20 protein-coding genes are annotated in these 23,624 nt (G+C 64.2%); 9 read left to right on the top strand and 11 right to left on the bottom strand.

Annotated elements, in window-relative coordinates:
• The first annotated feature begins 2 nt into the window (after positions 1-2).
• Positions 3-782 carry a GntR family transcriptional regulator gene (locus tag ACOZ9V_RS07065; protein WP_139469561.1) on the top strand — a complete coding sequence of 260 codons (780 nt, stop codon included), beginning with the start codon at positions 3-5 and terminating at the stop codon, positions 780-782.
• Here ACOZ9V_RS07065 and ACOZ9V_RS07060 read toward each other — a convergent pair.
• The 6 genes from ACOZ9V_RS07060 to ACOZ9V_RS07035 all read right to left on the bottom strand — a co-directional run bounded on the left by ACOZ9V_RS07060 (position 668) and on the right by ACOZ9V_RS07035 (position 9,109).
• On the bottom strand, positions 668-1,498 hold the full coding sequence (locus ACOZ9V_RS07060) for an aspartate/glutamate racemase family protein (RefSeq protein ID WP_139469562.1): 831 nt from the start codon (positions 1,496-1,498) through the stop codon (positions 668-670). The two genes, ACOZ9V_RS07065 and ACOZ9V_RS07060, sit on opposite strands and share 115 nt — an antisense overlap.
• Positions 1,499-1,511: 13 nt before the next feature.
• Entirely contained in the window at positions 1,512-3,029 is a 1,518-nt protein-coding gene (locus ACOZ9V_RS07055) for an NCS1 family nucleobase:cation symporter-1 (RefSeq protein WP_139469563.1), read from the bottom strand.
• Positions 3,030-3,362: 333 nt separating this feature from the next.
• A complete protein-coding gene (locus ACOZ9V_RS07050; RefSeq protein WP_139469564.1) occupies positions 3,363-4,853 on the bottom strand; it encodes an MFS transporter in 1,491 nt (496 codons plus the stop codon).
• Positions 4,854-4,966: 113 nt separating this feature from the next.
• The gene (locus ACOZ9V_RS07045; protein ID WP_434594736.1) at positions 4,967-6,250 is read right to left on the bottom strand and encodes an MFS transporter; all 1,284 of its coding nucleotides are present in this window, start codon (positions 6,248-6,250) and stop codon (positions 4,967-4,969) included.
• An 89-nt stretch (positions 6,251-6,339) separates the two neighbouring features.
• Positions 6,340-7,719, bottom strand: coding sequence for an LLM class flavin-dependent oxidoreductase (locus tag ACOZ9V_RS07040; protein ID WP_434594733.1), 1,380 nt, complete (start codon positions 7,717-7,719; stop codon positions 6,340-6,342).
• A gap of 58 nt (positions 7,720-7,777) precedes the next feature.
• On the bottom strand, positions 7,778-9,109 hold the full coding sequence (locus tag ACOZ9V_RS07035; RefSeq protein WP_139469567.1) for an MFS transporter: 1,332 nt from the start codon (positions 9,107-9,109) through the stop codon (positions 7,778-7,780).
• 312 nt (positions 9,110-9,421) lie between these two features.
• On the opposite strand from ACOZ9V_RS07035, the gene ACOZ9V_RS07030 reads away from it, so the two are divergent.
• From ACOZ9V_RS07030 to ACOZ9V_RS07015, 4 genes are all read left to right on the top strand, one after another.
• Entirely contained in the window at positions 9,422-9,952 is a 531-nt protein-coding gene (locus tag ACOZ9V_RS07030) for a flavin reductase family protein (RefSeq protein WP_172168807.1), read from the top strand.
• A 61-nt stretch (positions 9,953-10,013) separates the two neighbouring features.
• The gene (locus tag ACOZ9V_RS07025) at positions 10,014-11,090 is read left to right on the top strand and encodes an Rv2578c family radical SAM protein (RefSeq protein WP_434594729.1); all 1,077 of its coding nucleotides are present in this window, start codon (positions 10,014-10,016) and stop codon (positions 11,088-11,090) included.
• A 46-nt stretch (positions 11,091-11,136) separates the two neighbouring features.
• Positions 11,137-11,871 (top strand): DsbA family oxidoreductase, encoded by a 735-nt coding sequence (locus tag ACOZ9V_RS07020; protein WP_434594726.1) that lies wholly within the window; start codon positions 11,137-11,139, stop codon positions 11,869-11,871.
• Positions 11,872-12,230: 359 nt separating this feature from the next.
• On the top strand, positions 12,231-13,307 hold the full coding sequence (locus ACOZ9V_RS07015) for an IS110 family transposase (RefSeq protein WP_434589899.1): 1,077 nt from the start codon (positions 12,231-12,233) through the stop codon (positions 13,305-13,307).
• Between the two features lie 78 nt (positions 13,308-13,385).
• On the opposite strand, the gene ACOZ9V_RS07010 is transcribed toward ACOZ9V_RS07015, so the two are convergent.
• Entirely contained in the window at positions 13,386-14,042 is a 657-nt protein-coding gene (locus tag ACOZ9V_RS07010) for a TetR/AcrR family transcriptional regulator (RefSeq protein WP_139469571.1), read from the bottom strand.
• A gap of 133 nt (positions 14,043-14,175) precedes the next feature.
• Between ACOZ9V_RS07010 and ACOZ9V_RS07005 the strand changes: the two genes are divergently transcribed.
• The gene (locus ACOZ9V_RS07005) at positions 14,176-16,551 is read left to right on the top strand and encodes an ABC transporter permease (protein WP_434594722.1); all 2,376 of its coding nucleotides are present in this window, start codon (positions 14,176-14,178) and stop codon (positions 16,549-16,551) included.
• 126 nt (positions 16,552-16,677) lie between these two features.
• The gene (locus ACOZ9V_RS07000) at positions 16,678-17,424 is read left to right on the top strand and encodes an MgtC/SapB family protein (protein ID WP_434594719.1); all 747 of its coding nucleotides are present in this window, start codon (positions 16,678-16,680) and stop codon (positions 17,422-17,424) included.
• Positions 17,425-17,455: 31 nt separating this feature from the next.
• Here the strand turns inward: ACOZ9V_RS07000 and ACOZ9V_RS06995 are convergent, their stop codons facing one another.
• The gene (locus tag ACOZ9V_RS06995; RefSeq protein WP_434594716.1) at positions 17,456-18,025 is read right to left on the bottom strand and encodes a TetR/AcrR family transcriptional regulator; all 570 of its coding nucleotides are present in this window, start codon (positions 18,023-18,025) and stop codon (positions 17,456-17,458) included.
• Positions 18,026-18,149: 124 nt separating this feature from the next.
• Here ACOZ9V_RS06995 and ACOZ9V_RS06990 point away from each other — a divergent pair, with 124 nt between their 5' ends.
• Positions 18,150-19,334 (top strand): ABC transporter permease, encoded by a 1,185-nt coding sequence (locus ACOZ9V_RS06990; protein ID WP_434594713.1) that lies wholly within the window; start codon positions 18,150-18,152, stop codon positions 19,332-19,334.
• 105 nt (positions 19,335-19,439) lie between these two features.
• A complete protein-coding gene (locus ACOZ9V_RS06985) occupies positions 19,440-20,267 on the top strand; it encodes a hydrolase (RefSeq protein ID WP_434594710.1) in 828 nt (275 codons plus the stop codon).
• A 46-nt stretch (positions 20,268-20,313) separates the two neighbouring features.
• Here the strand turns inward: ACOZ9V_RS06985 and ACOZ9V_RS06980 are convergent, their stop codons facing one another.
• The 3 genes from ACOZ9V_RS06980 to ACOZ9V_RS06970 form a co-directional block, all read right to left on the bottom strand.
• On the bottom strand, positions 20,314-21,489 hold the full coding sequence (locus tag ACOZ9V_RS06980; RefSeq protein WP_434594707.1) for a fatty acid desaturase family protein: 1,176 nt from the start codon (positions 21,487-21,489) through the stop codon (positions 20,314-20,316).
• 103 nt (positions 21,490-21,592) lie between these two features.
• Positions 21,593-22,243, bottom strand: coding sequence for a response regulator (locus ACOZ9V_RS06975; protein WP_139469577.1), 651 nt, complete (start codon positions 22,241-22,243; stop codon positions 21,593-21,595).
• The gene (locus ACOZ9V_RS06970) at positions 22,240-23,520 is read right to left on the bottom strand and encodes a sensor histidine kinase (RefSeq protein ID WP_420097366.1); all 1,281 of its coding nucleotides are present in this window, start codon (positions 23,518-23,520) and stop codon (positions 22,240-22,242) included. Before ACOZ9V_RS06970 ends, ACOZ9V_RS06975 begins: the two co-directional genes overlap by 4 nt.
• Positions 23,521-23,624: the final 104 nt, after the last annotated feature.

Genomic DNA, 23,624 nt, shown 5'->3' with positions numbered 1-23,624 from the left:
GGATGAAGTCTGCCGAGAGTCCCCAGTCGGAGACCATGCGGGTCACCGAGGCGCTGCGCAATGAGATCATCGAAGGCCACCGTCGACCGGGTTCACGGCTCGTCGAACGCAACCTCGCCACCGAGCTCGGCGTCTCACGGGTGCCCATCCGCGAGGCGCTGAAGAAGCTCGCCTCGGAAGGGCTGGTGACGAACCGGCCCAACACCTGGTCGACGGTCAGGGAGTTCTCCCCCAGCGACATCGCCGACCTCAACGAGGTGCGCACGGTCTTCGACGTCCTCTCGTTCGAACTCGCCGCTCAGCGCCATACCCGCGAGGGCCTGGCCCGACTGGAGGCCACGATGCTCAAGGGCCGAGAGCTCGCCGATGCCGGGGACGTCGCCGGTGCCCATCGCTGTGCCGCGGAATTCCACGCCATCGTCACCGAGCTCTCGGGCAATGAGCTCCTCGGCGAGATCGGTGCCCTGCTGGATTCACGGATGCGGTGGCAGCTGAGTCAGCATGATGACCTTGCCGTCGTCGCCACCGAGCATGCCGAGCTCTTCGACGCCATCGCCCGCCGGGATCAGACGCTGGCCGGGTCGCTGGCCGGTCGTCATCTGGGAACGAGTCAGGAGCAGCACGACAAGCATTCGAAGCGGTTGGCCGAGACCGGACCCGAAGAAGCTCAGGCCGAACCTGCCGCCGCCGATCCCGCCGAACCTGCTGCGGCCGAGTCCGTCGCGGTCCCGGCCGCAGAGGATGCAGAGCCTGCCGCAGCGGATCCGGCCGACGTCGACTGACCGAGCGGCCAGCCGCTGAGCTTCTTCTCACGGGCGGGCGCATAGGTGCGCACCTTCGACGTGCTCAGCCCCAGTCCGACGAGTGATTCGGCCACGCGCACGGCGGCAGCGACCCCGTCGACGACGGGCACGGCACAGCGTTCCGTGATCGTCGCCCCGAGCTCGGCCATCCCACCGCAGCCGAGCACGATGACCTCGGCACGGTCACGGTCGACCGCCTCGGCGGCCTGATCGGTGATCGCCTCGATCGCAGCCTGCGGATTCTCTTCGAGCTCGAGCACGGCCATTCCCGATGCCCGCACGGACACGCAGTGGGAGTCGAGACCGGCCAGCAGCAGTCTGTCCTCGATGAGCGGGAGGGTCCGGTCGAGCGTGGTGACGACGGAATAGCGGCGGCCGAGGAACATCGCCAGGGCCGCCCCCGCCTCGGTGATGTCGACGACGGGCACATCCAACAGCTCCTGCAGGCCCTCGCGGCCGTGCTCTCCGTACCCGGCCTGGATCACGGCGTCGAATTCGCCGGGATATTTCAGGACGGCGTCCATGACGCCGAGCGCCGCGAGATGGCTTTCGACGTTGCCTTCGCAGGATTCGGCTCCGAATTCGGGGGTCAGACCGATGATCTCGGTTCCCGCCGAGGCGGCCTGCCGTGCCACGCGGGCGATGCCCTCGGTCATGGACTCGGTCGTATTGACGTTGACGACGAGGATTCTCACGATTCGGCTCCGATCAGTGATGGGTCGGGACGGCGATCTCCTCACCGTCGACCTCACGGAAGGTGAAGTCGCGGCGGGCGATGACGAAGTAGATGAGCGCGGCGATCGCGGCCCCGGAGAACCAGGAGAACTCGGAGATGCCGGAGAACGCGGGCACGAGTGCGAAGACCAGTGAGATCGCCGAGGCGGGGATGAAGGCTCCGATGGCTCGCCAGTTGACTCCGCGGTGGTAGAAGTACTCACCGTCGCCGGCTTCGGTGTAGAGCTGAGGCACATTGACCTTCGTTCTGCGCACCACCCAGTAGTCGACCATGATCACGCCGAACAGGGGTCCGAGCAGGGCGCCGAGTCCACCGAGGAAGTAGACGATGACCACTGGTGAGTCATACAGGTTCCAGGGCAGGATGACGAAGCCGATGACGGCGGAGATGATGGCGGCGCTGCGGAAGTTCAGGTGGCGCGGGAACAAGTTCGTCAGCGCATAGGTCGGGGCGACGAAGTTCGCCATGAGGTTGACTGCGACGGTGAGCAGGAGAAGAGACAGGGAAGCCAGCACGAGCAGGACAGGACTGCCGATCGACTGGACGATATCGGCCGGTGAGGTGATGACGGTGCCGTCGATCTTGTACTGGGCGCCGGCCAGCGAGATGACGACGAGTCCGAAGACGAGCATGTTCACCGGGATGCCCCAGAAGTTGCCGACGACGATCGAGCCGCGCTTCTTCGCGGCCCTCGTGAAGTCGGAGAAGTTGAGCACGAAGGTGCCGTAGATGGACACCCATAATGCGCCTCCGCCGAAGATGTGCGCCCACATCTCCCAGCCGCTGAGCGCGTCGTCGGTCGACCACGCGATGGAGAAGTCGACGCGGATGAGCATCCAGACGGCCAGGGCGAGGAAGGTCACGAGGATGATCGGTCCGGCGATGGCTTCGTAGCGGCGGATCATCTCCATCCCGTAGCTGACGATGATGACTTGGATGACCCACAGCAGGGTGAAGGAGAACCAGCCGAGCCCGGAGAGTCCGAGGAATTCGGCATCGGCCCATGACTGCAGTCCGGGGAACATCGTCAGCAGCATGACGTTGAGGACGCTCGAGGCCAGGTAGGTCTGGATGCCGAACCAGGCGATGGCGACGATGCCCCGCACCGAGGCGGCCAGCTGGGCCCCGTGGATGCCGAAGGAGATCCGGCTCATCACGGGATAGGGCACGCCTGTCTTGTAGCCCATGAAACCGGAGAGGGTGAGCAGGAAGAACAGCAGGGCTGCACCGACGAGGAGGGCGACGAGGATCTGCCAGGCCCCGAGGCCGAGTGCGAAGAGTCCGAGTGCGAAGCCGTAGTTGCCCAGAGAGTGCACGTCGTTGGCCCACAGGGTGAAGACGCTGTAGGCCGTCCAACTGCGCCCCTCCTTGCGGGATGGGGCGAGATCGGCGTTGTAGAAGCGCGGACTGATGCGATGAGCCGCCAACTGTTCGGGGCTGGGCCCCAGGCGTGTGGGCACTGGTGCCTCCGCCGATTCGGTCTTCCTCATGCAGTCCACTCCTTGGATCCGGTCAGCGCCCAAACTGGGATACCAAAAAAGTAAACACAGCTCTGTGACACCGTTCATCTGACCGATTCAGAGTAACCCAGCTCACACCCCACTGGCAATGAGTCAGGCCGGGCGATTTCGCTGCAGCCTTAGATATGCGACTCGCAACCGCATCCGGGTCGCTCGGGGACGCGGCCGGGGAACAGCCGAACGAGCATTTCACTCGATGGCATACCATTCATTCTCAATGTGACCGTTCCCGCTGGTCATGGCCGCTCGGGCACGTCCCATCTGAAGTGCACTGCTCTGGGCAGTCACCGCCGGTCGCGGGCCTCAGTCTTCGTGCTCGACGTCCTTGGCCGTCGGATCCCAGGCGACGATGCCGACGGCGATCGCACCCGCCAACGGTGCGCAGGCGACGATCCAGAACACACCGGTGCCCAGGGAGGCCGCAAGGATCGGGAACATGATGAGTGAGACGATCGAGAAGGCACGCAGGACCGACTGGTTGAAACCGATGCCGATACCGCGCAGACGGGTCGGATACGACAGGGTCGCATAGTTCATGAGGTTCGCTCCCGGTCCCCCGGCTTGAGCGAAGACGAACGCAGCGAGCATGGCCACCGCGACGAGGACGAGAGCCCCGTTCGGGATGCCCACGATCGCCAGCGTTCCCAGCGCCAGGGCTTGGATCACGAATCCGAACAGGGTGATCCTCCGGGTCCCGAAGCGGTTGACGATGCTCATGCCCAGGAGTCCCCCGAGCGTGCCGAAGCCCAGATTGATGACCAGTGAGGCGATGATCGTGATCAGCGGAGTCTGGTGGAAGAGCGTGGTGATGATGAGCGGGGTGCCGTAGGCGACGGCGTTGTAGCCGAACGTCGAGAACACGGAGACGCAGAGAGCGACGATCGTACGGACCCGGTAGCGCGGGGAGAAGAGTTCGGCGAACCCGGCCCACCGTCCGCCCTTGGCCGAACTGTCCGAGGCGTTCGCGGTCTCGCGTTCCCCCTCGGGAGCGAGTTCGACATTGAGGTTGTGATGGCTGCGCATGACTTCGACGGCGCCGCGCAGATCGCCCTGGTTGGCCAGCCATTCGGGTGATTCGGCAAGGTAGCGGCGACGAACGAGGAGGACGATGAGGGCGGGCACGGCACCGAAGCCGACGACGATGCGCCACAGAATGGCATGTTGGTCGTAGGGCAGGGTGATGAAGATGATGAGCACGATGACGTAGCCCATACCGGTGGCGAAGTACCAGGCCGGCGACCAGGCGTTGACCCGCTGCGAGCGGTTCCCCTTGCCTTTGAGCTTGGAGAATTCGGCGAGGAAGGCCATCGCCACCGGCAGGTCGAGACCGACGCCGATGCCCATGACGAAGCGGAAGGCGATGAGGACCCATTCGTTCGGTGCCACGGCGCAGCCGATGGCTGCGACGACGAAGAAGACCATATCGGCCATGAAGAGTCGGTACCGCCCGAACCGGTCGACGAGGTATCCGCCGAAGAGAGCGCCGATGACGGCACCGACCATGATCGAGGCGTTGACGAGTCCGGTCATGAAGCCGTTGAGGCCGAACTGCTCCTGGATGGCGGTGATGCCGAAGGCCAGGGACGAGAAGTCGTAGGCGTCCATGAAGATCCCGCCGAGCGCGAGGATGATCACCGCCGTCGTCTTCGTACCCTGAGAGCCGAATTCAGCGAGGATCGAATGGATATCGGCCGCCGAGGAGACGATGCGCGGAGTCTGCGTTCCGGCCTGCCTGTTCTGAGCGGCCGCAGAGGGTGTCTGTGCCGCGTTCGCGGCGGGATCTGTCGAAGTCACAGTCGACAAGTATGGTGTCGCGGCGGCCGCGCGCTGTCACCTGCCGTCACAGTTCGTCACGAACGCCGGTGCAGGCACAGCGCACCCGGAAACGCTGCAACCGCACTCACAGCTCAGTCGAGGCGGTGGCCGCGGCGCTCCGGAATGAGGAACATAGCGAGGAATTGGATGAGGTAGATGATCGGCAGCAGCGCCAGAGCGAAGCCGAAGCCGAGATGCCCCGCAAGAAGGGCGATGACGACCGGTGCCAGCCCCCCGAGGGCACGGCCGATGTTGAAGATGACGTTCTGCGCCGTCGCCCTGATCGCCGTGGGATAGAGCTCGGCAAGCAGCGCCCCATGGCCTCCCAGCATTCCGTTGGCGAAGGCGCCCATGAAGAATCCGCCGGCCAGCAGAGCACTCGGATCGGTGAGCTGGCTGTAGGCGAGGATGGTGACGATGGCTCCGGCCTGGAAGATCCAGAAGGCGGGACGTCGACCGAGGCGGTCGGCGACCTGGCCGAAGATGAGGATCCCGGCGAGCATTCCCATGACCGTCACCGCTGTCCACAGCGAACCCTTGGTGACTCCCAGATCCATCTGCTCGGACAGGTAGTTCGGCAGCCAGGTGATGATGCCGAAGTAGCCGAAGTTCTGCACGCTGGTGAGAATCGTCAGGGCCAGGGTGATCTTCACCGTCTCCCGATCCTTGAACAGCGCGGCGATCTTCGCACCGAAGGAGGTCGGCACTCCGTCCGTATCGAGGTTCCCACGGGCGACTTCGGCCTCCGTCTCCTTGTGCTCCCGGGCCCGGATGAAAGTCTCCGGCTCCTCGACTCCGCGACGGATGACGAAAGCGAAGACAGCGGGGACGAGTCCGATGACGAACAGTGCCCGCCAACCCCACAGGGCGATGACGGGAGCCGAGACGACGGCTGCGGCGAATACGCCGAGTTGGAACCCCACTCCCACCCATGATGTGGCCCGCGCTCGCTGGTCGGCACGCACCGCCTCGGCGGCCAGGGCCATGCCGATGCCGAACTCACCGCCGATTCCGATTCCGGCGATGAACCGGTAGGCCGCGAGATCCCAATACCCCTGTGCCAGCGCCGACAGTCCGGTGAACACCGCGAAGATGAGGACCGTCCAGGTGAGCACCCGTACCCGGCCGTGACGGTCAGCGAGGGCACCGAAGACGATTCCGCCGACCACTGCGCCAAGCAGAGTGATCGTCGACAGGGACCCGGCTGCGATGTCGCTGAGCCCGAATGAGGCGATGATGCCCGATAGGGCGAAGCTGAGAATGAGGAGGTCGAAGCCGTCGAGTCCGTAGCCGACAGCCGCGGCGACGAGAGCTCTGCGCCGGTATCCGCGATCGCCCGAATCATCAGTGGTGGTCAGCGGAGTCGATGCACTCATTCGCGGTCTCAGTTCGGTTCACGGATCGGAAAACGGCCGCAGACCATTATGCCCCACGGCCGTTCCCCGATTCGTCGGACCCCGTGTGATCAGACGCGGGCACCCTCGCCGAGGCGGAACCGGGCACCCGTGTGGTCCTCGGCCAGGCGGGGGCCGGCCCCGGTGAGCTGCTCGCGCACCGTGGCACCTGCGGTCGGTTCGGGCAGGAGTCCGCGGCGGCGCAGTTCGGGCGAGACGTACTTCGTGAAGCGTTCGGCATCGGCCGGGCGCACGGCCGCGGCGATGTTGAATCCGTCGATATCGGCTTCGGTCATCCACCGTTCGAACTCGTCGACGATGGTCTCCGGCGATCCAGTGATGACCGGTCCGCGTCCGCCGAGGGCGACGAACTCCGCGAGGTCCCGAATCGTCCAGGGTTTGTCTCCGGCCATGGTGGTGAAGGAGGCGAGCGCGGATTGGTTGGCTTCGGTCGAGACGTATTCGAGGGTGTCTTCGGGGTCAGCTCCCGAGAGGTCGACTCCGGTCCATCCGCCGAACAGGGACAGCGCGGATTCGGTGTCGACGTAGCGGCGATAGTCGGCCAGGCGAGCCTCGGCGGCTTCGTCAGTGTCGTCGACGATGACGGTGGCCAGAGCGAAGATCTTCACCGCGTCACGGGCGCGTCCGCGCTCTTCGAGTCCGTCACGGACCTTGTCGACCCAGCTGCGCAGGATCTCCGGGGTCGGTCCGGAGAAGAAGATCGCCTCGGCGTGGTCGAGCGCGAATTCCTGGCCGCGTTTGGATGCGCCGGCCTGGAAGAGCAGCGGGGTGCCCTGCGGTCCGGGGACGGCGAGCGCCTGACCGGGGACGGTGAAGAACTTGCCGTCGTGGCCGATGTCGTGGACCTCGTTCGGGTCGACGAAGACGTTGGCGTCGGCATCGGCTTTGAGTGCGTCCGGAGTGATCGAGCCCTCGAACAGCTTGTACATGACCTCCATGAACTCATCGGCCCGGTCGTAGCGCTCATCGTGCGGGATCTGGCCCTTGAGCCCGAGGTTGCGGGCAGCGGAGTCGACATAGCTGGTGACGATGTTCCAGGCCACACGTCCGTTCGTGAAGTGATCGAGGGTGGTCAGGGTGCGGGCGAGCAGGTAGGGCTTCTCATAGGTCACCGAGGCGGTCACGCCGAATCCCAGCGTCGTCGTGGCTGCGGCCATGGCGGGGACGGCGACGAGGGGGTCGAGCAGTGGGAACTGCACTCCCCCACGGTTCGTGACATCCGCGTTGCCGCCGTACACGTCATAGACGCCGAGGATGTCGGCGAGGAAGAGGGAGGAGAATCCGCCGTCCTCGAGGGTCTTGGCCAGGTCCGTCCAGAAGGACAGTTGGGTGAGTTCGTCGACTCTCGATTCCGGGTGGCGCCACAGTCCGGGTGACTGGTGGACCGGGGTCATCATGTCGAAGGCGTTGAGCAGAATCGGTTTCGTCATAGGAGTCTCCTAATCATGGTGGTGCGATGGGTGCGGGCCGACGTACCGGCGGGTGTGTTCAGGCCGCGGTGCGCGCGAGCGCTCGGGCAGGATCTTTGGCGCCGATGGCGGCGATGAGCGAGAGGACGCACAGCAGGGTGAGGTAGCCGCAGATGAGCCACGGCGAGTGGCCGCCGGCGACGTAGAGCAGGGCCGCGACCATCGGCATGATTCCGCCGCCGATGACGGTGCCCAGCTGGTAGCCCATGTTCACACCCGAGTAGCGGACTTCGATGGGGAACTGTTCGGCGAACCAGGCCGCCTGGGGACCATAGACGGCATCGTGGGCGAGATTCATGCCGAGGATGACGACCAGGGGCAGCAGTCCCAGCGGACCTGCGTCGAGGAAGGCGAAGAAGAACCAGCCGAATACTGCGATGCCGATGAGTCCGAAGATCGTCACGGGCTTGCGACCGATCCGGTCCGAGGCCCACCCCCAAGCCGGTCCGGTCACCAGTCCGACCGCCGAGGCGATCATGACGGCTGTGACTCCCGAGGTCGAATCGCCGCGATTCTCCGCCAGGTAGCTGAGCATGTAGACGGTGATGAGGTAGAAGACGCTGTTCTGTGCCAGGCGCAGTCCGATGGTGACGAGCAGGACCCGCGGATGAGCGGTCAGCACCTCCCGCAGCGGTGCTTTGGCGACCTTTCCGGAATCCTTGAGCTCCTGGAACTCAGGCGCATCGGAGACGCCGAGGCGGATCCACAGTCCCAGTGCCACGAGCAGCGCGGAGGCGAGGAAGGGGATGCGCCAGCCGAAGGCCTCGAACGCTTCATCACTCATCAGGTTCTGGACGAGGAAGAAGGAGCTGGTCGCCAACAGCATTCCCGCCGCAGATCCGATCTGGGTGAAGGATCCGAAGAGACCGCGTTTGCGGGCGGGTGCATGTTCGACGGACAGCAGAGCCGATCCGCCCCATTCGGCACCTGCCGACAGGCCCTGGACGATACGCAGAACGACGAGGGAGACAGCGGCCCACCAGCCGATGGCGTCGAAGTTCGGGACCAGGCCGATGAGCGTCGACGCCGTCCCCATGGACAGAAGGGAGACGACGAGCAGAGCCTTGCGACCTACACGGTCGCCGAGGTGGCCGGCGACGATTCCGCCCAAGGGCCGAGCGAAGAATCCGACGGCGAGAGTAGCGAAGGACGCGAGTCGGCTGCCGAGCTCACTGTCGGAGGGGAAGAACTGGACGTTGAAGATCAGGGCCGCGGCGGTGCCGTAGAGGTAGAAGTCGTACCACTCGATCGTCGTCCCGGCGAAGGCCGAGGCCAGCACCCGCTTCTTTCCGGACAGGAACCGCTGCGGCGGGTCCTGGGTGCTCGGTGCGGTGACCGGCGTCTGCGTCATAGGGTTCTCCTCTGCGGCGGGGTTCGGGAGGCTCGCTGCCTGACGAGCGCATGATTCGCTGAGCAATCTATGCCCGAACCCCGTCACCGGCCGCACGTTTCCGTCACGCCCCGACTCTCAGCGTCATATGCGGTCATAAGTCGTCTTCATATGACCTCGGCCACGACACCGGCGCCTCCGCTTTGCAATGATCAACCTCAACAATTCCGACAGACGAACCCACACTCTTGGATTGCTCAACGGATCAGCGAGCGTCATCGCATCAGCCGGCATCTGAGACACCGACGACCACACGAACGCAGAGGTGAAGGAATGACACTCTTGGCAGACCGCACCGCACAGTCACCGGCCCCGGTGACCCCCGCAACACCCGAGGCTCTCCGCGAGGCCTTCTCCCATTTCCCCCAGGGGGTCGCCTTCATCGGCGCCGAAATCGATGCGGCGCCCCTGGGTCTCGTCGCCTCCACCCTCACCGTCGGCGTCTCCCTCGACCCACCCTTGGTCAGCGTCGCCGTCCAGAACACATCGACCACCTGGCCCACCCTGCGTCGAGCTCCCGAGCTGGGGATCTCCCTGCTGGGCACCGACCAAGAGCACCTGGCCAGGCAGTTGGCGGCGAAGGATCGCAGTCGACGATTCACCGGCGTCAGCCCTGAGGTCACTGCCGGAGGCGCACTGACGATCCCCGGCAGCTCAGCGTTCCTCTGGACCCGGCTCTACGATGAGGTCGCGGCCGGCGACCACACCGTGGCCCTGCTCGAGATCCTCGGCACTCGCAATGACGACGGACCCGAGGCCCTGGTCTTCCACCGCAGCGAGTTCAAGGGACTGCGCGTTTCCTGACCCCGTCTGAACGCAATGCCCCACCCTTGACCCACATTCGAACTCGTGTTCGACTGATGTCATGCGGTGGAACGAAGCGAGCGCCAGCACCGACCCCAGCACACCTGTCCTCTTCGGGACGAAGGGACTGGTCCGGTCGGTGCAGACGCCGGAATTCTCAGGAATCACCTTCCACGAGGTGCTGGCGAAGTCGGCGCTGAACAGGGTTCCCCAGTCCAGCTCGATGCCCTTCTCCTGGACCGTCAACCCCTACCGCGGCTGCTCACACGCCTGCGTGTACTGCTTCGCCAGGAACACTCACCGTTACCTCGATCTCGATTCCGGGACCGACTTCGATCGCCAGGTCGTCGTCAAGATCAATATCGCCGACGTCCTCGCCGCCGAGGTGGCGCGTCCGACATGGAAGCGAGACCATGTCGCACTCGGCACGAACACCGACCCCTATCAGCGCGCCGAAGGCCGCTACTCCCTCATGCCGGGCATCATCAGCGCACTGGCCGAACAGTCGACTCCGATGTCGATTCTGACCAAGGGCACGCTGCTGCGACGGGATCTGCCTCTGCTGGCCCGCGTCGCCGAAGACGCTCCTGTTGAGATCAGCATGTCGATCGCCGTTCACGACGACGCTCTGCAGCAGAGCCTCGAGCCCGGCACGCCGACGACGAAGGCCAGACTGGCCACCGTGCGCGCGGCCGCCGAACTCGGGTTCGCTGTCACCGTGTTCATGATGCCGATCATGCCGAAGCTCACCGACTCCCGTGACCACCTCGAATCCGCTCTTCGGGCGATCAGGGACGCCGGAGCCGCGCGAGTCGTCTACGGGGCGCTGCACCTGCGCCCTGGCGCCCGCGAATGGTTCTTCGAATGGCTCGAACACAACCGCCCCGAGCTGCTCCCCCGCTATCGCAGGATGTACGCCGGCTCATCCTACGCATCGAAGGAGTATCGTCGGTGGCTCAGTGAGCGCATCAACCCCCTTATCGACCGATATGACCTGCGCGGACGCAGCGATGACGACTACCCTGCGACCTCGCGGATGCGCGGTCGCCCAGAGTCGGGCCGAAACCGGCAGACGGTGGGCGTGCCAGCGGCTCCGACGCAGCAGCTCGCCGCCCCATCGCAGCAGGCTCTGTTCTGAGCCGGACCTGCGGAATAACCATGAGATGGGCACGGTTAGCATTGATATGAAGATTGAGATCTGGTCGGACATCGCCTGCCCCTGGTGCTATATCGGAAAACGTCGCTTCGAGGATGCCCTCGACGGCTTCGCTCACAAGGATGACGTCGACGTCCAATGGCGCAGCTTCCAGCTCGACCCGAGCCTGCCCGATCACTTCGACGGCACCGAGACCGAATACCTCAGTCAGATGAAGGGCATGCCCGCCGCTCAGGTGCGACAGATGTTCGATCATGTCACACAGCAGGCTGCCGGAGTCGGCCTGAACTACGACTTCGACTCGATCGTCGTGGCCAACAGCTTCACCGCGCACCGCTTCCTCCACTTCGCCAAGACTCACGGACTCATGTCCGAGGCCAAGGAGGTGCTGCTCTCGGGCCATTTCGAGAAGGGTCGCGACATCGGTGACGTCGACTACCTCGCCGAGGTGGGACGTGAGATCGGCCTCGATCCCGTCGAGGTCCGCCGGATCCTCGCAACCGATGAATTCTCGGATGAGGTACGGGCCGATATCAGTGAGGCCCGCTCGCTCGGCGCCAATGGAGTCCCGTTCTTCGTCATCGACCGCAAGTACGGGATCTCCGGAGCCCAACCGGCGGAGGTCTTCTCTCAGGCACTCGAGACGGCCTGGGACGAGGGACAGAAGCTCACGGTGCTCGCCGGGACTCCGCAGTCAGCAGGCAAGGACGCGGCCGAGGACTTCGCCGACGGCGCGGTCTGCGGCCCCGACGGCTGCAACTGACCAAAACACCCCTATTGCTACCTGACGGCGGCCCAGCAACCTCGCGCTGTGAGTATTGACAGTGGCTGGTCTGGGACTGGCTGGCAGAGTAGGTGTTGGCCTCTCCGTCCAGTGATCGTGACTCCACCTCGCGCTGACTCACACCGTGGTGTCTTGCCCTCGATTTGTCCGATCACATGGATGGTGCGGCCGGCACCAGCTCGGCCCACATCGGTAACTTGATCAGAAGGCTGTCCACCCCCGAAAATCCGGGGGTGTGACTCATCACAGTGTTGTTCCGAAGTGATCTCTAACCCGGACCGGTACCGGCCGCAAGCGGCCACGCAACCCATCGGTCAAACAGGGAGCTTCGAACCGCTATGTCTATTGTCGCGCACTTATACAGTTTCTTCATCGGTGTTGATACACACGCCAGAAACCACGTGTATTCCATCGTCACCAACACCGGAATTCTCGTCGAAACCCGTTCCTTCCCCACCACGTCAGCAGGAATCAAACGAGCCCTCACCTGGGCCGGCAGGCGCACCAGCGGTGACCTCGACACCCTCTGGGTCGTTGAAGGTGCGGCCTCGTACGGTGCGGTGCTGACCGGACACATCGCCGCAGCCGGGTACCCGGTAGTCGAAGCCGGGCGTATGGATGCCAAAGCCCGCCACGGTGTCGGTAAGAGCGACGAGCTTGATTCCCGCCGGATCGCGGCATCTGTATTGCCTCTCGACGCCGATCAACTGCGGTGGCCGCGTCACGGTGAAGGTGTCCGGCAGGCGCTGCGTGTCCTGCTGTCAGCCCGGGACGCGATGAGTACGGAACGGACTCGTGCGATCAACTCTCTGACCGCGCTGGTGCGCACCATCGATCTTGGCATCGATGCCCGCAAGTCATTGAACAGTGACCAGGTCGACGAGATCGCGAAATGGCGAACCCGCAACGAAGACGTCGACTTGTCCACCGCCCGGGAAGAAGCGATCCGTCTGGCCAAACGCGTCCTCGCTTTGAACGATGATCTGCAGACCAACCATGACAGGCTCACCGAGCTTGTTGAAGCCAGTCCGGCCGCACCCTTGCTGGATGAGCCCGGGATCGGCCCATTCAGCGCCGCTGTGTGCTTCACCGCGTGGTCCCACCCGGGGCGGGTGCGGAACGAGGCCGCGTTCGCAGCTCTGGCGGGAGTGAACCCGATACCTGCGTCGTCGGGCAACACGCGCCGGCACCGGTTGAACCGGGGCGGGGATCGGCAGTTGAACCGGGCCCTACACACGGTGATCATGAACCGGATGGTCCATGACGAACGGACCAGGAACTACGTGGCCCGCCACTACGGTGAAGAACCGACGAAGAAATCCAAGAGGGAGATCAAGCGCAACCTCAAACGATATCTAGCGCGCCGGGTCTACAAGATCCTCAACGCGCTAGATACCGTTCCTCAACCCGCTTGACAAGACATAGAAGGATCGAGGTTGCTGGGCCGCCGTCAGGTAGTAATAACAGGAGATTCGGGCGGGGCTGTCAGCTGATCAGAGCAGGGGAACGCTCGGGTAGCGCACGGCACCGTCCGGGTCGGTCACCGGTGCCCCGAGCATTCCCGCCGCCGCATCGATGAGGAAGCGGCCGACCTGTTCCCAGCTGCCCTTATTGGCGTCTTCATTCATCTTCGCCTCCTGGTCGGCGCAGACGCCGACGACCATGCTCCCCAGCAGATAGGCGCGACCGCGCAGAACCCCTTCGGGGATCCCGTCGACCGCTCCGTTGATGAATCGCAGGTCATCGGGCAGGTCCGCGTCCCCGATCACCTCTTTGGCCACCTCGACGGCGGAGGGGACAGCCGAGATCTGAGACATGAACTGCGCCCGCCAGCTCGGCTTCGGAAGACTGTCGAGCAGCTCGATGAGCGGGCGCAGACGAGTCGTGACGAGCTCGTGGATGTTCGGCGTCTCGCCCAGCTGCTCCGTCAGCTCACGCCTGCGCCGAGCCATTTCGTCATGGTGGCGCTCGACGAGTGCGCGCAGCAGCCCCTCGCGGCCGCCGAAATGGTAAGCGATCGCCGAGTGATTCGCAGCCCCCGCGTGTTCGACGATGCGCCTGTTCGATACCGCATCGATCCCATTGCGCGCGAACAGCTCTTCGGCGGCGTCGAGCAGGGCATCCCGCGCCCGGTCACTCTGGATGGTCATTCCCTCATCTTTCCATTCGCTCTCGAAATCACAAGTTCTCGATTTCACAGTTTTAAGTCACGTGTCTTAAACTGGCGAAGTTCACCGTGGTCGACGAGGATCACACGATTTCCGATCCTTGAAGGGGACGACAATGTCCGATAGCCAACCGCGAACGAGAAAAGAGGCCCTCGAGTCCGAGCACCCGACATCGCACCCGGCTTCCGACTCCGAGGCCGGCTCGACTGCGACCACCGAGGACCAAGCAGCGGCCAAACGCGCGAAGGCCGAATTCATCGGCCGCACCGTTGCGATCTTCCTCATGCCGCTCATCTTCGTGGGCATGATGATCACGAGCTACCTGGGGACGATGCACTCCCCCGAAGCCAACGACATGCCCATCGTGGTGGCGGGGTCATCGGCCAAGGCCGATGATGTGGCATTTGCGATCAACGGCGCCGAACCCGACGCCTTCGAAATCGAGACGACCGATGATGTCTACGACGCCCGCCAGGACGTCTATGACAGGGAGGCCTCGGCGGCGATCATCGTCAAGGGCGATACCGCGACGATCGTCACCGCCAGCGGAGCCGGGATCCAACAGTCGACCACCGTCGAGCAGCTCGTGCGTCCCGCGCTCGCTGAAGACGGTTTCACGGTCAACACCGACGACATCGTCCCGTTGCCGGACAACGATCCGTCCGGGATGGCGGCGATGTTCCTCATGACTTCCATCGTCATGGCCGGCTACATGCCCTTCAGCGTTCTGCGGTCGAATTCGCCTGAACTGCTGAAGTTCAAACGCATCGTGCCGATCCTCGCCGGGTGGTCGGCTGCCATCGCCGGCCTCGTGTGGACCGTGGCCTGCCCGATCCTCGATGTCGTCGATGTCAAGGACACGGCGGCCGTCCTCGGCATCGCCTGGCTGGGCGTTTTCGCCATCTCCTCCGTCCAGCTCTTCATCACCCGCCTCGTCGGGGCACTGGGTGTGATTCTCGGGATCCTCTTCCTCATGGTCCTCGGCATGCCGTCGTCGAATATGGCGATGCCGGTGTACAGCATGCCGAAGTTCTTCCGCTTCACCCACGAGTTCCTGCCGATGCCGGCGATCGGCGAGTCCCTGCGCTCCGTGCTCTACTTCGACGGCAACGGAGTCACCGGACACCTGTTCGTCCTCGCCCTCGGCGCGGTGGCCGGTCTGCTGCTGACGAAGGTCTACGACCACTTCTACGCCAAGCGCAATGAACACCCTGTGCCGCTGGATGTCAATGTGGCAGCGATCCACGGCGGCCGGAGGCCGGATACGAAGCTCATGCGCTACATCTCGCTGACCCTCTTCCCGCTGGCGATGGTGACCATGATGATCACGTTCATGCTCGGAGCGATGCATTCGCCGACGCCGAAGGACATGCCGGTCGCGGTCGTCGGGTCCTCGGTCGAACAGGCCGAAGACACGATCAAGCAGCTCGATGAGCAGATGGACGGAAAGTTCGAGTTCACCGCGCTCGATGACAAGGGCGAAGCCCGTCGGCTCGTGGAGAACCGCGATGAGGTCGCCGCGCTCGTCCTACCCAGCGAGAAGAATCCGGATTTCGAGCTCTTGGCCAACCAGGCCGGCAACAACGCTTCCTACCGTGTGGCCGTACAGGTCTTCGAACAGGTGGCTCAGGCGCAGGACTCCGATCTCACGGTCGACGACCTGAAGCCCTTGCCCGATCGGGACAAGAACGGCGTGGTTGTGATGTACGTGGCGATGGGATGGATCCTCGCCGGCTTCATGGTCGTCATCGTTGCCGCTAACGCCAACCCGTGGACCAGGCCGCTGAAGCGGATGCTGCCGATCATCGTCGTCTACGCACCGTTTATGTCGCTGATCGTCGCGACCATCGCCGGTCCGATCACAGGAGCCGTCGACGGGCATTTCGCGGCGCTGTGGGGTGCCGGCATCATCGCCATCGCCTGCATCTCCATGTTCGCCATGGTCTTCGAAAGGCTCTTGGGCATGTTCGCGATCATCCCGGTCATCGGCACGCTCATGTTCGCCGGCGTGCCGTCGTCGAACGGAGCCCTCTCGCAGTATATGGTGCCGAAGTTCTTCGCCACATTGCACGATTTTCTGCCGATGGCCGCCTCGGTCGAGACCATCCGCTCGATCCTGTATTTCGACGGCGATGTCGTGACCGAACATCTGCAGGTCCTCGGCCTGTGGGGACTGGTGTCGCTGGCTCTCGTCTTCCTCATCGATGGCATCAAACCGCCGCGCACGGCCCATGATTTCGGCAATCTCCACCTCGAACGCGAGCGAGAGATCGCCAAGGAACAACGGAAGCAGGCATTGGCGTTGGGCATGTCCCCGGATCATGCGAAGTCCGACGCCGAGGCGGCCGATCAGGACTCCGCGCCCAGCCAGGAGTCGTACCAGACCGTTCAAGGCTCCATCGTCGACGACGGCACCGACGCGCAGGAGTCGGATCGCCGAGCCCCGACAGCCGGCGACGGTCAGGCCCGCAGCCGCAGACCTCACGAGTAGTCAATCCCCTCCACAGTCTGACCTGCTACCTGACGGCGGCCCAGCAACCTCGCGCGAGGTTGCCGGGCCGCCGTCAGGTAGTAATTGGGGGTTGTTCGTTGGGTGTGGGGCTATGGTGAAGGCACTATGGTCAACTCCGCGTCGCTTGAGAACATCATGAGCAGCACCGGCCTGCTGGAAGCCGGCCTGCTGCTGGCCAGCTTCGTCCTGTGTTCCCTCATCGGCTTCGAGCGGCAGTTCAGGCAGAAGGCCGCCGGGTACCGCACCCACGTGCTCGTGGGCATCGGCACCTGCGCTTTCACTCTGATCTCCGCGTATGGATTCGCCGGAGTGCTCGAGAACGACGTCCGCCTCGACCCTTCACGGATCTCCGCGCAGATCGTCTCCGGAATCGGCTTTCTCGGCGCCGGAGTCATCTTCAAAGGACGCAACATGGTCCGCGGACTCACCACCGCCGCAACGATCTGGGTCACCGCGGCCGTCGGAATGGCCTGCGGTGCGGGAATGCTGCCCTTGGCCGCGATGCTCACTGCTCTGCACCTGTTCACGCTGTTCGTCATCGCGCCTCTCATCCGCAAGATCCCCAACAGCGACCATCGAAAACTCCTGCGCATCACCTACCACGACGGGGCCGGTGTCCTCCGCGAGATCCTCGCTCTGGCCGGTCGAATTGGTTTTGCGAATACCATCGTCGATTCGCGCCGCTTCGAGTCCCCCGACGAGACGCGGATGGTGCAGGTCGATGTGAGGTTCGACGGAAAGCGGCCTCTGCACCTGCTCGTCGCCCCGCTCATGGAACTGAGCGGCGTCGATACGGTGAGCATGCGCGAAGACCGCGTCCACTCGGTCGATGACGACGGCGATTCCGTCTGAGCAGCCGACGAACTCAGAAATCGACGCTGACTCAGAACTCGATGCTGGAGAGCACGGCTTCGATTCCAGCACGGACCCGCACCCTGGAGGATTCGCCGAAGACGGTCGACTGGACGACGGCGCCCTGGATCATGGCCAGCAGGCCGGGCACCAGAACCGCGGCCCGAGCCCGCGCGGTCTCTGCATCCACTCCCCGTTGGTCCTGCAGGTAGAGAGCGAGGTAGTCGGTGAACTCTGCGATGAGCGTTTCGAAGGTACCCCTGGCGAAATTCGCGAACTCCATGTCGTAGGAGGACTCACCCCACACCTGAACCATCACCGGTGAGAACGGGTTGTCGATGAGCAGTGAATCGATGATCTCGACGAACACCTCCGCAGGAGCCGTCACCTCACCTCCGGACTTGGCCGCCTCGAGCACCGCCATGCGCGGCGCCATCACCCGGCGGGCGACGTCGATCATCAGGTCTGCCTTCGACGCGTAGTAGACGTAGACCGCTCCGGCCGACAGGCCCGCTTCCCTGACGATGTCGGCCATCGACGCACCGGCGAACCCTCTGCGCGCGAAGCAGGCCAGCGCCGCATCCTGAATCCTGGCACGCATCGCACTCTTATGCTCCTCGGTGACCTTCGGCACATCTCCCCCAAAAAACGAATGACCATTCTTGATATATCCTACCGGATCGATTCATAATGAACGAGTATTCGTTTTCGATGATTGGACAGACATGCCGACCCAGATACTCAGCAGAGAAGACAAGGCCGACCACTCGGCGGTGAGCGAGACACCGGAGAAGGCGGCGCAGGCCGCTCCCCCACAGTTCGGACGCGCGATCCTCGTCGCCGTCCTCGCCGCCGCCGTCGTCAGCCTCGTCATGCTCGCCTTCAGCTGGCCGACCGTGACCTCGGACCCCAAAGACCTGCCGATCGCAGCGGTCGGAGACGAAGAGCAGATCGACCAGATCGCTGAGAACGCCCCGGACGGCATGCTCGATCTCAAGACCGTCGACTCACGCGCCGAGGCGGTGAACCTCATCGAACAGCGAGAGGTCTACGGCGCCTTCGTCCTCGAGGACGAACCGGAGATCCTCATCGCCAAGGCCGCCTCCCCTGCTGTCGCGCAGCAGCTCAGCGGAATCGGCACCCAGATGCAGCACAACATCGACCAACAGGCGATCTCGGGCCTCCAGGAAGGCACGAAGAAGATGCAGGAGCAGATGCAGAAGGCTCTCGAGGCCGCTGCCTCCGGTCAGGCCCCGCCGCAGGGCAACCCGGCCGGAGACGGCGCCGATCCGGCCGCCTTGGCGACGGAGGTTCCGCAGGTGAAGATCACCGACGTCGTGCCGCTCTCCGACGACGATCCCTCCGGTGCGGGACTGGCCATCGCGGGTCTGCCGTTGACCCTTGGCGGCATCGTCGGCGGTGTGCTCACCAGCATGGGCATCCGTTCACGGCGGATGCGCCTGGTCGGCACCATCGTCTACGGAGTCGTCGGAGGACTGGCACTGGCCCTGATCATGCAGACCTGGTTCGGGATCCTGCAGGGGAACTTCGCGATCAATGCCCTGGCGATCGGCTTGTCGATCGCGGCCACGGTCGGCCTGATCAACGGCTTCGTCTCCCTCATCGGACCTGCCGGCATCGCGTTCGGTGCAGTGCTCACCATGCTCATCGGCAATCCGATCGCCTCGCTCAATCAGCCGAAGGAGTTCCTCGCCGGCTCCTGGGGCGATATCGGTCAGTTCTTCGTGCCCGGAGCGGCGGGCACGCTGCTGCGCGATCTCTCCTACTTCCCTGACGCGCCGTCGGCTCTCCAGTGGTGGGTGCTCAGCGCCTGGCTCGTCGTCGGCATCGCGCTCATCCTCGTCGGCCACGTCCTCGCCCACAGGAAGGCGCACACGGCCGCCCACTGACAAGCTGCCGCGTCGTTGGACTCCCATCGATCCTGGTCTTCACTTCATGTGAGGACTAGGCTCGGTGGGAGTCTGTGGTTTCCTCTGTGGAACCGAGAGGATGACATGGTGGCATTTTCCGATGTGACGATCTGCCGCACCTGCGGGGTGGAGACGACGACGCCTCCACCACAGCTGTGTCCGATCTGCGAGGACGATCGGCAATGGGTTCCTGCCTCCGGCCAACAGTGGACGACTCGGGCAGACCTCGAATCCGAGGGCCACCGCATCGCCACCGCGGAGCGGGAACCTGGTCTCTTCGCCATCCGCGTCGAACCGAAGCTCGGGATCGGGCAGACCTGCTATCTCGTGTGCACCGATTCCGGCAATGTGCTCTTCGATGTTCCCGCCTATATCGACGCCGAGGCGGTCGCGGCGATCCGGGACCTCGGCGGAGTTGCGGCGATCGCCGCCAGCCACCCGCACATGTTCGGCACCCAGTTGGAATGGAGTGCCGCATTCGATGGAGCTCCCGTCTTCGTGTGCCGGGCCGACCTCGAATGGGTGCAGCGGACCGGCCGGGCCGTCTGCCCCTATTTCCACGAGGCGGAGCCGGTGCCTGGGGTGAGGCTCCGGAGGACGGGAGGTCATTTCCCCGGCAGTGCGGTGGCAGTCTGGACGGGCGCCGACGGCGCCGGGGTCATGCTCAGCGGCGATTCGATCGGTCCGGTGGCGCGATCGGGGTGGGTGACGTTCATGCGCAGCTTCCCGAACTATCTGCCGTTGTCGGCCACGGTCGTCAGGCGCATCGCCGCTTCGGTGATCGATCTCGACTTCGACCGCATGTACGGCAACTTCGGTCAGTCGATCGGTTCCGGGGCACACTCTGCAGTGCAGACCTCATCAGAACGCTATGCCGAATGGGTCTCCGGCGACCACGATCACCTCACCTGAGTTTCCCCCGACGGTCCCTCGGTGCGAACCGAATAAGGCCCGCCGGTCAGCGCGACCGGAACTGCGCGGTGACGGGGCAGTCGAAGGGGTCTGCTTCGCCGAGGCCCACCCGGTTGAGGTAGGCGATGATGATCTTGTAGGACTCGAGCAGAGTCGTCTCGGTGTAGGTGATGTCCTTCTGGCGGCAGTATTCGCGGACCATCGGCTGCACCCGGTGCAGGTTGACGCTCGGCATGCTGGGGAACAGGTGGTGTTCGATCTGATAGTTCAGACCGCCCATGAGGAATCCCATGAAGCGACCGCCGGAGATATTGCGTGACATCAGCGTCTGACGGCGCAGGAAGTCGATCTTCACATCTTTGGGAACGATCGGCTGTCCTTTGTGGTTGGGGGCGAATGATCCGCCCATATGCACGCCGAAGACGGCGAGCTGGACGAGGAAGAAGACGCTGCCGATGAGAGGACCTGCCGCCCAGATGGCGAGCGCGGGGAACCCGATGAGGCGGATTCCGATGAAGACGCCTTCGATCCAACGGCGTTTGATCGACGACTGTCCCCGGACGATGGCTTTGACGGATTCGACGTGCAGCTGGAGGCCGGCCAGGGTCAGCAGCGGCAGGAAGAACCAGCCCTGACGTGCGGCGAACCATTTGGCCAGGCCTGTGCGTTCACGTGCATCCTCGGGAGTGAAGACGAGGGCGCCAGGAGCGATGTCTCCGTCGACTCCGGCCTTGTTCGGATTGGCGTGGTGAAGCGCATTGTGCTTCTTCAGCCACCATCCGTAGCTCAGTCCGATGAAGAGGTTGCCGATGATCGTCGACACCCACTCCCCCACTTTTCCGCTGGTGAAGATCTGCCGGTGTGCTGCGTCATGGGCGACATAGGCGGTCTGGGTGAACAGTGCACCGAAGACGACTGCGGTCGCCATCTGCCACCAGCTCTCACCGATGAGGAAGAGCATGGCGAAGGATGCGACGTAGCCGAGTCCGAGGAGGACGAAGCGCAGGGTGTTCCAGCCCGGCCGTCTGGCCAGCAGGCCCGCTTCTTTGACCTGCGCCATCAGCGCGCTGAAGTCGCTGGTGAATTCCTGTTCGGCGGTTCCCCTCTTCGCTCGCCTGCGTTCGAGCACTGCGGCCCGCGTGGCCCGATCCGGTGCCGGAGTCGACAGTTCGGTCGCAGTTGAGGAAGACGGTTCGGAAGTCATGAGGTCAGACGGGTTCATGGTTCCCACCGTATGGATGCCCGCGCCGTTTTTCGTCACCCCTGGGAGCCGTTCTTCACCCCCTACTCGGGTAGGGGGTCCGAGGTGAGGACAGGTGCAGAACTCAGCTGTTGGGGACGATGAGACCTGATTCGTAGGCGGCGATGACTGCTTGGGCGCGATCTCGGGCATCGAGTTTGTATAGGATCCGGGAGACGTGGGTCTTCACGGTCTGCACTGCGATGTGCAGACTCGCCGCGATCTCCGTGTTGGACGCTCCGCGGGCGACTTGGATGAGGATCTCGCGTTCTCGGTCGGTGAGTTCGGGCAGCGCTGTGCGGTTGGGCTTCTGTCCTCCGGTGGCGAAGTGTTCGATGACCCGTTTCGTCACGCTCGGCGCCAGGAGCGCTTCGCCTCCGGCGACGATGCGGACCGCCTCGGCGAGTTCACTGGGCGGGGCATCCTTGAGGAGGAAACCGCTGGCCCCGGCGCGGATGGCATCGAAGACATAGTCGTCGATGTCGAAGGTGGTGAGCATGATGATCCGGGTCTCGGCATTCGCGGCGACGATCGTGCGGGTTGCTTCGATTCCGTCCATCAGCGGCATTCGGACGTCCATGAGGACGATATCGGGGCCAAGGTCGGCGACGAGCTCGACGCAGTGTGCACCGTCTTCGGCCTGTCCGATGACCTCGATATCTGCATGAGCGCTCAGCAGCGCGGCGAAGCCGGCGCGGACCATCGCTTGGTCATCGGCGATGACGATCCTGATCATGGGGTCTCCTTGTCCGTGGCCGAAGTGTCCGTGACCGGTGTGTCGGCGCTCGGTTCACCGTCGTCGGTCGAGCGTTCGCGGGGCGAAAGCGGCAGCACTGCTTCGACTTCGAAGCCTCCGTCGGCAGTGGCTCCGCTGCGGATCTCCCCACCGACGGAGGCTGCCCGTTCGCGCATGCCGATCAGTCCCTGCCGGCTGTGCTTCTCGTGTTTCGCGGCCTCGCCGGGACCGTCGCCGTGGTCATTGGTGACGCTGATCCAGACGGCTGAGCTGCCACCGCGGATACGGATGGCGATGGCGGAGTTGCGGGCGTGGCGGATCGCGTTGCTCAGGGCTTCTTGGATGATGCGGTAGCCGGCGAGTCCGGTGCTGTCGCGCATGAGGTGGTCGATCGGTTCGCCGCTGCGTTCGACGGTGACCTGCACTCCGGCCTGTCGGGCCTTCTCGATGAGCGGGTCGATCTCGGAGAACTTCGGCTGCGGCGCCAGTTCGCCTCCGCCTTCATCGTTGCGCAGGACGCTGAGCAGTCCGCGCATCTCGGTCAGCGCTGTGCGGGCTGAGGTGGAGATGTCTTCGAACTCTTTGGCCACTTCTGAGTCGATCCCGGCATGGCGGAACGGTGCGCTGGAGGCTTGGATGTTGATGATCGACATGCTGTGGGCGACGATGTCGTGGAGTTCCCTGGCGATGCGGGCCTTCTCCTCGATGGTCACGCGTTTGGAGTGCTCCTCCGCGGTGTTCTCCTTCTCCTGGACCAGTTGGGAGCGGATGAGCTGCCATTGCTGGATGATGACCGCGGCGAGGTAGACGCCTCCGGCGATGCAGGAGTAGATGAGGATGTTGACGATGGCACCGTCAGTACGGGTGTCTGCGACGAGCAGATGAGTGATGAGCACCGCGGCCGCCGAACCTGCGATGCTGCCGAGCAGTGCGGCCAGGGCCACTCCCCAGTGGGCGCGGAGGCCGATGATGAGGATGATGACGATCTGAGTGATCATCATCGGAACCATCCACGGCCACGGCACACCCGACACGAGCGGCCCCAGCAGCGGCAGCACAGTGCAGGCGGCGATCGACATGATCGTTCCGAAGAGCGGTCGCAGCATGGACAGCGGCATGGACCCGACATGGACGATGGTGACCACGAAGGCCAATGCGACGGGGGCCTCGTTGACCGAGACGGCGATCGACGATTCCACCGCGAGCATGACGATGGCAAGCACGATCACCGCGACCCAGGCCAGCGCCTCGGGGTTGAGTCGACGGTTCGGGGGCATGAACCTGTCGAAGACTACCATCACAGACACCCGGTTCCCTTCTGTGATTCCGGCCGACCGTTGCGATCATAGCGCCTGTGCTGCTTCATCAACTGTGAACGGCA

Source organism: Brevibacterium sp. 1718, assembly GCF_051131255.1.
GTDB classification, from domain to species: domain Bacteria; phylum Actinomycetota; class Actinomycetes; order Actinomycetales; family Brevibacteriaceae; genus Brevibacterium; species Brevibacterium sediminis.
This window is presented reverse-complemented; position numbering and strand designations above follow the sequence as displayed.

Coding starts and splice junctions, on each gene's coding strand:
- ACOZ9V_RS07065 (WP_139469561.1), top strand. CDS start 3: ATGAAGTCTGCCGAGAGTCCCCAGTCGGAGACCATGCGGGTCACCGAG.
- ACOZ9V_RS07055 (WP_139469563.1), bottom strand. CDS start 3,029: ATGAGGAAGACCGAATCGGCGGAGGCACCAGTGCCCACACGCCTGGGG.
- ACOZ9V_RS07045 (WP_434594736.1), bottom strand. CDS start 6,250: ATGAGTGCATCGACTCCGCTGACCACCACTGATGATTCGGGCGATCGC.
- ACOZ9V_RS07040 (WP_434594733.1), bottom strand. CDS start 7,719: ATGACGAAACCGATTCTGCTCAACGCCTTCGACATGATGACCCCGGTC.
- ACOZ9V_RS07035 (WP_139469567.1), bottom strand. CDS start 9,109: ATGACGCAGACGCCGGTCACCGCACCGAGCACCCAGGACCCGCCGCAG.
- ACOZ9V_RS07030 (WP_172168807.1), top strand. CDS start 9,422: ATGACACTCTTGGCAGACCGCACCGCACAGTCACCGGCCCCGGTGACC.
- ACOZ9V_RS07025 (WP_434594729.1), top strand. CDS start 10,014: ATGCGGTGGAACGAAGCGAGCGCCAGCACCGACCCCAGCACACCTGTC.
- ACOZ9V_RS07020 (WP_434594726.1), top strand. CDS start 11,137: ATGAAGATTGAGATCTGGTCGGACATCGCCTGCCCCTGGTGCTATATC.
- ACOZ9V_RS07015 (WP_434589899.1), top strand. CDS start 12,231: ATGTCTATTGTCGCGCACTTATACAGTTTCTTCATCGGTGTTGATACA.
- ACOZ9V_RS07010 (WP_139469571.1), bottom strand. CDS start 14,042: ATGACCATCCAGAGTGACCGGGCGCGGGATGCCCTGCTCGACGCCGCC.
- ACOZ9V_RS07005 (WP_434594722.1), top strand. CDS start 14,176: ATGTCCGATAGCCAACCGCGAACGAGAAAAGAGGCCCTCGAGTCCGAG.
- ACOZ9V_RS07000 (WP_434594719.1), top strand. CDS start 16,678: ATGGTCAACTCCGCGTCGCTTGAGAACATCATGAGCAGCACCGGCCTG.
- ACOZ9V_RS06995 (WP_434594716.1), bottom strand. CDS start 18,025: ATGCGTGCCAGGATTCAGGATGCGGCGCTGGCCTGCTTCGCGCGCAGA.
- ACOZ9V_RS06990 (WP_434594713.1), top strand. CDS start 18,150: ATGCCGACCCAGATACTCAGCAGAGAAGACAAGGCCGACCACTCGGCG.
- ACOZ9V_RS06985 (WP_434594710.1), top strand. CDS start 19,440: ATGGTGGCATTTTCCGATGTGACGATCTGCCGCACCTGCGGGGTGGAG.
- ACOZ9V_RS06980 (WP_434594707.1), bottom strand. CDS start 21,489: ATGAACCCGTCTGACCTCATGACTTCCGAACCGTCTTCCTCAACTGCG.
- ACOZ9V_RS06975 (WP_139469577.1), bottom strand. CDS start 22,243: ATGATCAGGATCGTCATCGCCGATGACCAAGCGATGGTCCGCGCCGGC.
- ACOZ9V_RS06970 (WP_420097366.1), bottom strand. CDS start 23,520: ATGCCCCCGAACCGTCGACTCAACCCCGAGGCGCTGGCCTGGGTCGCG.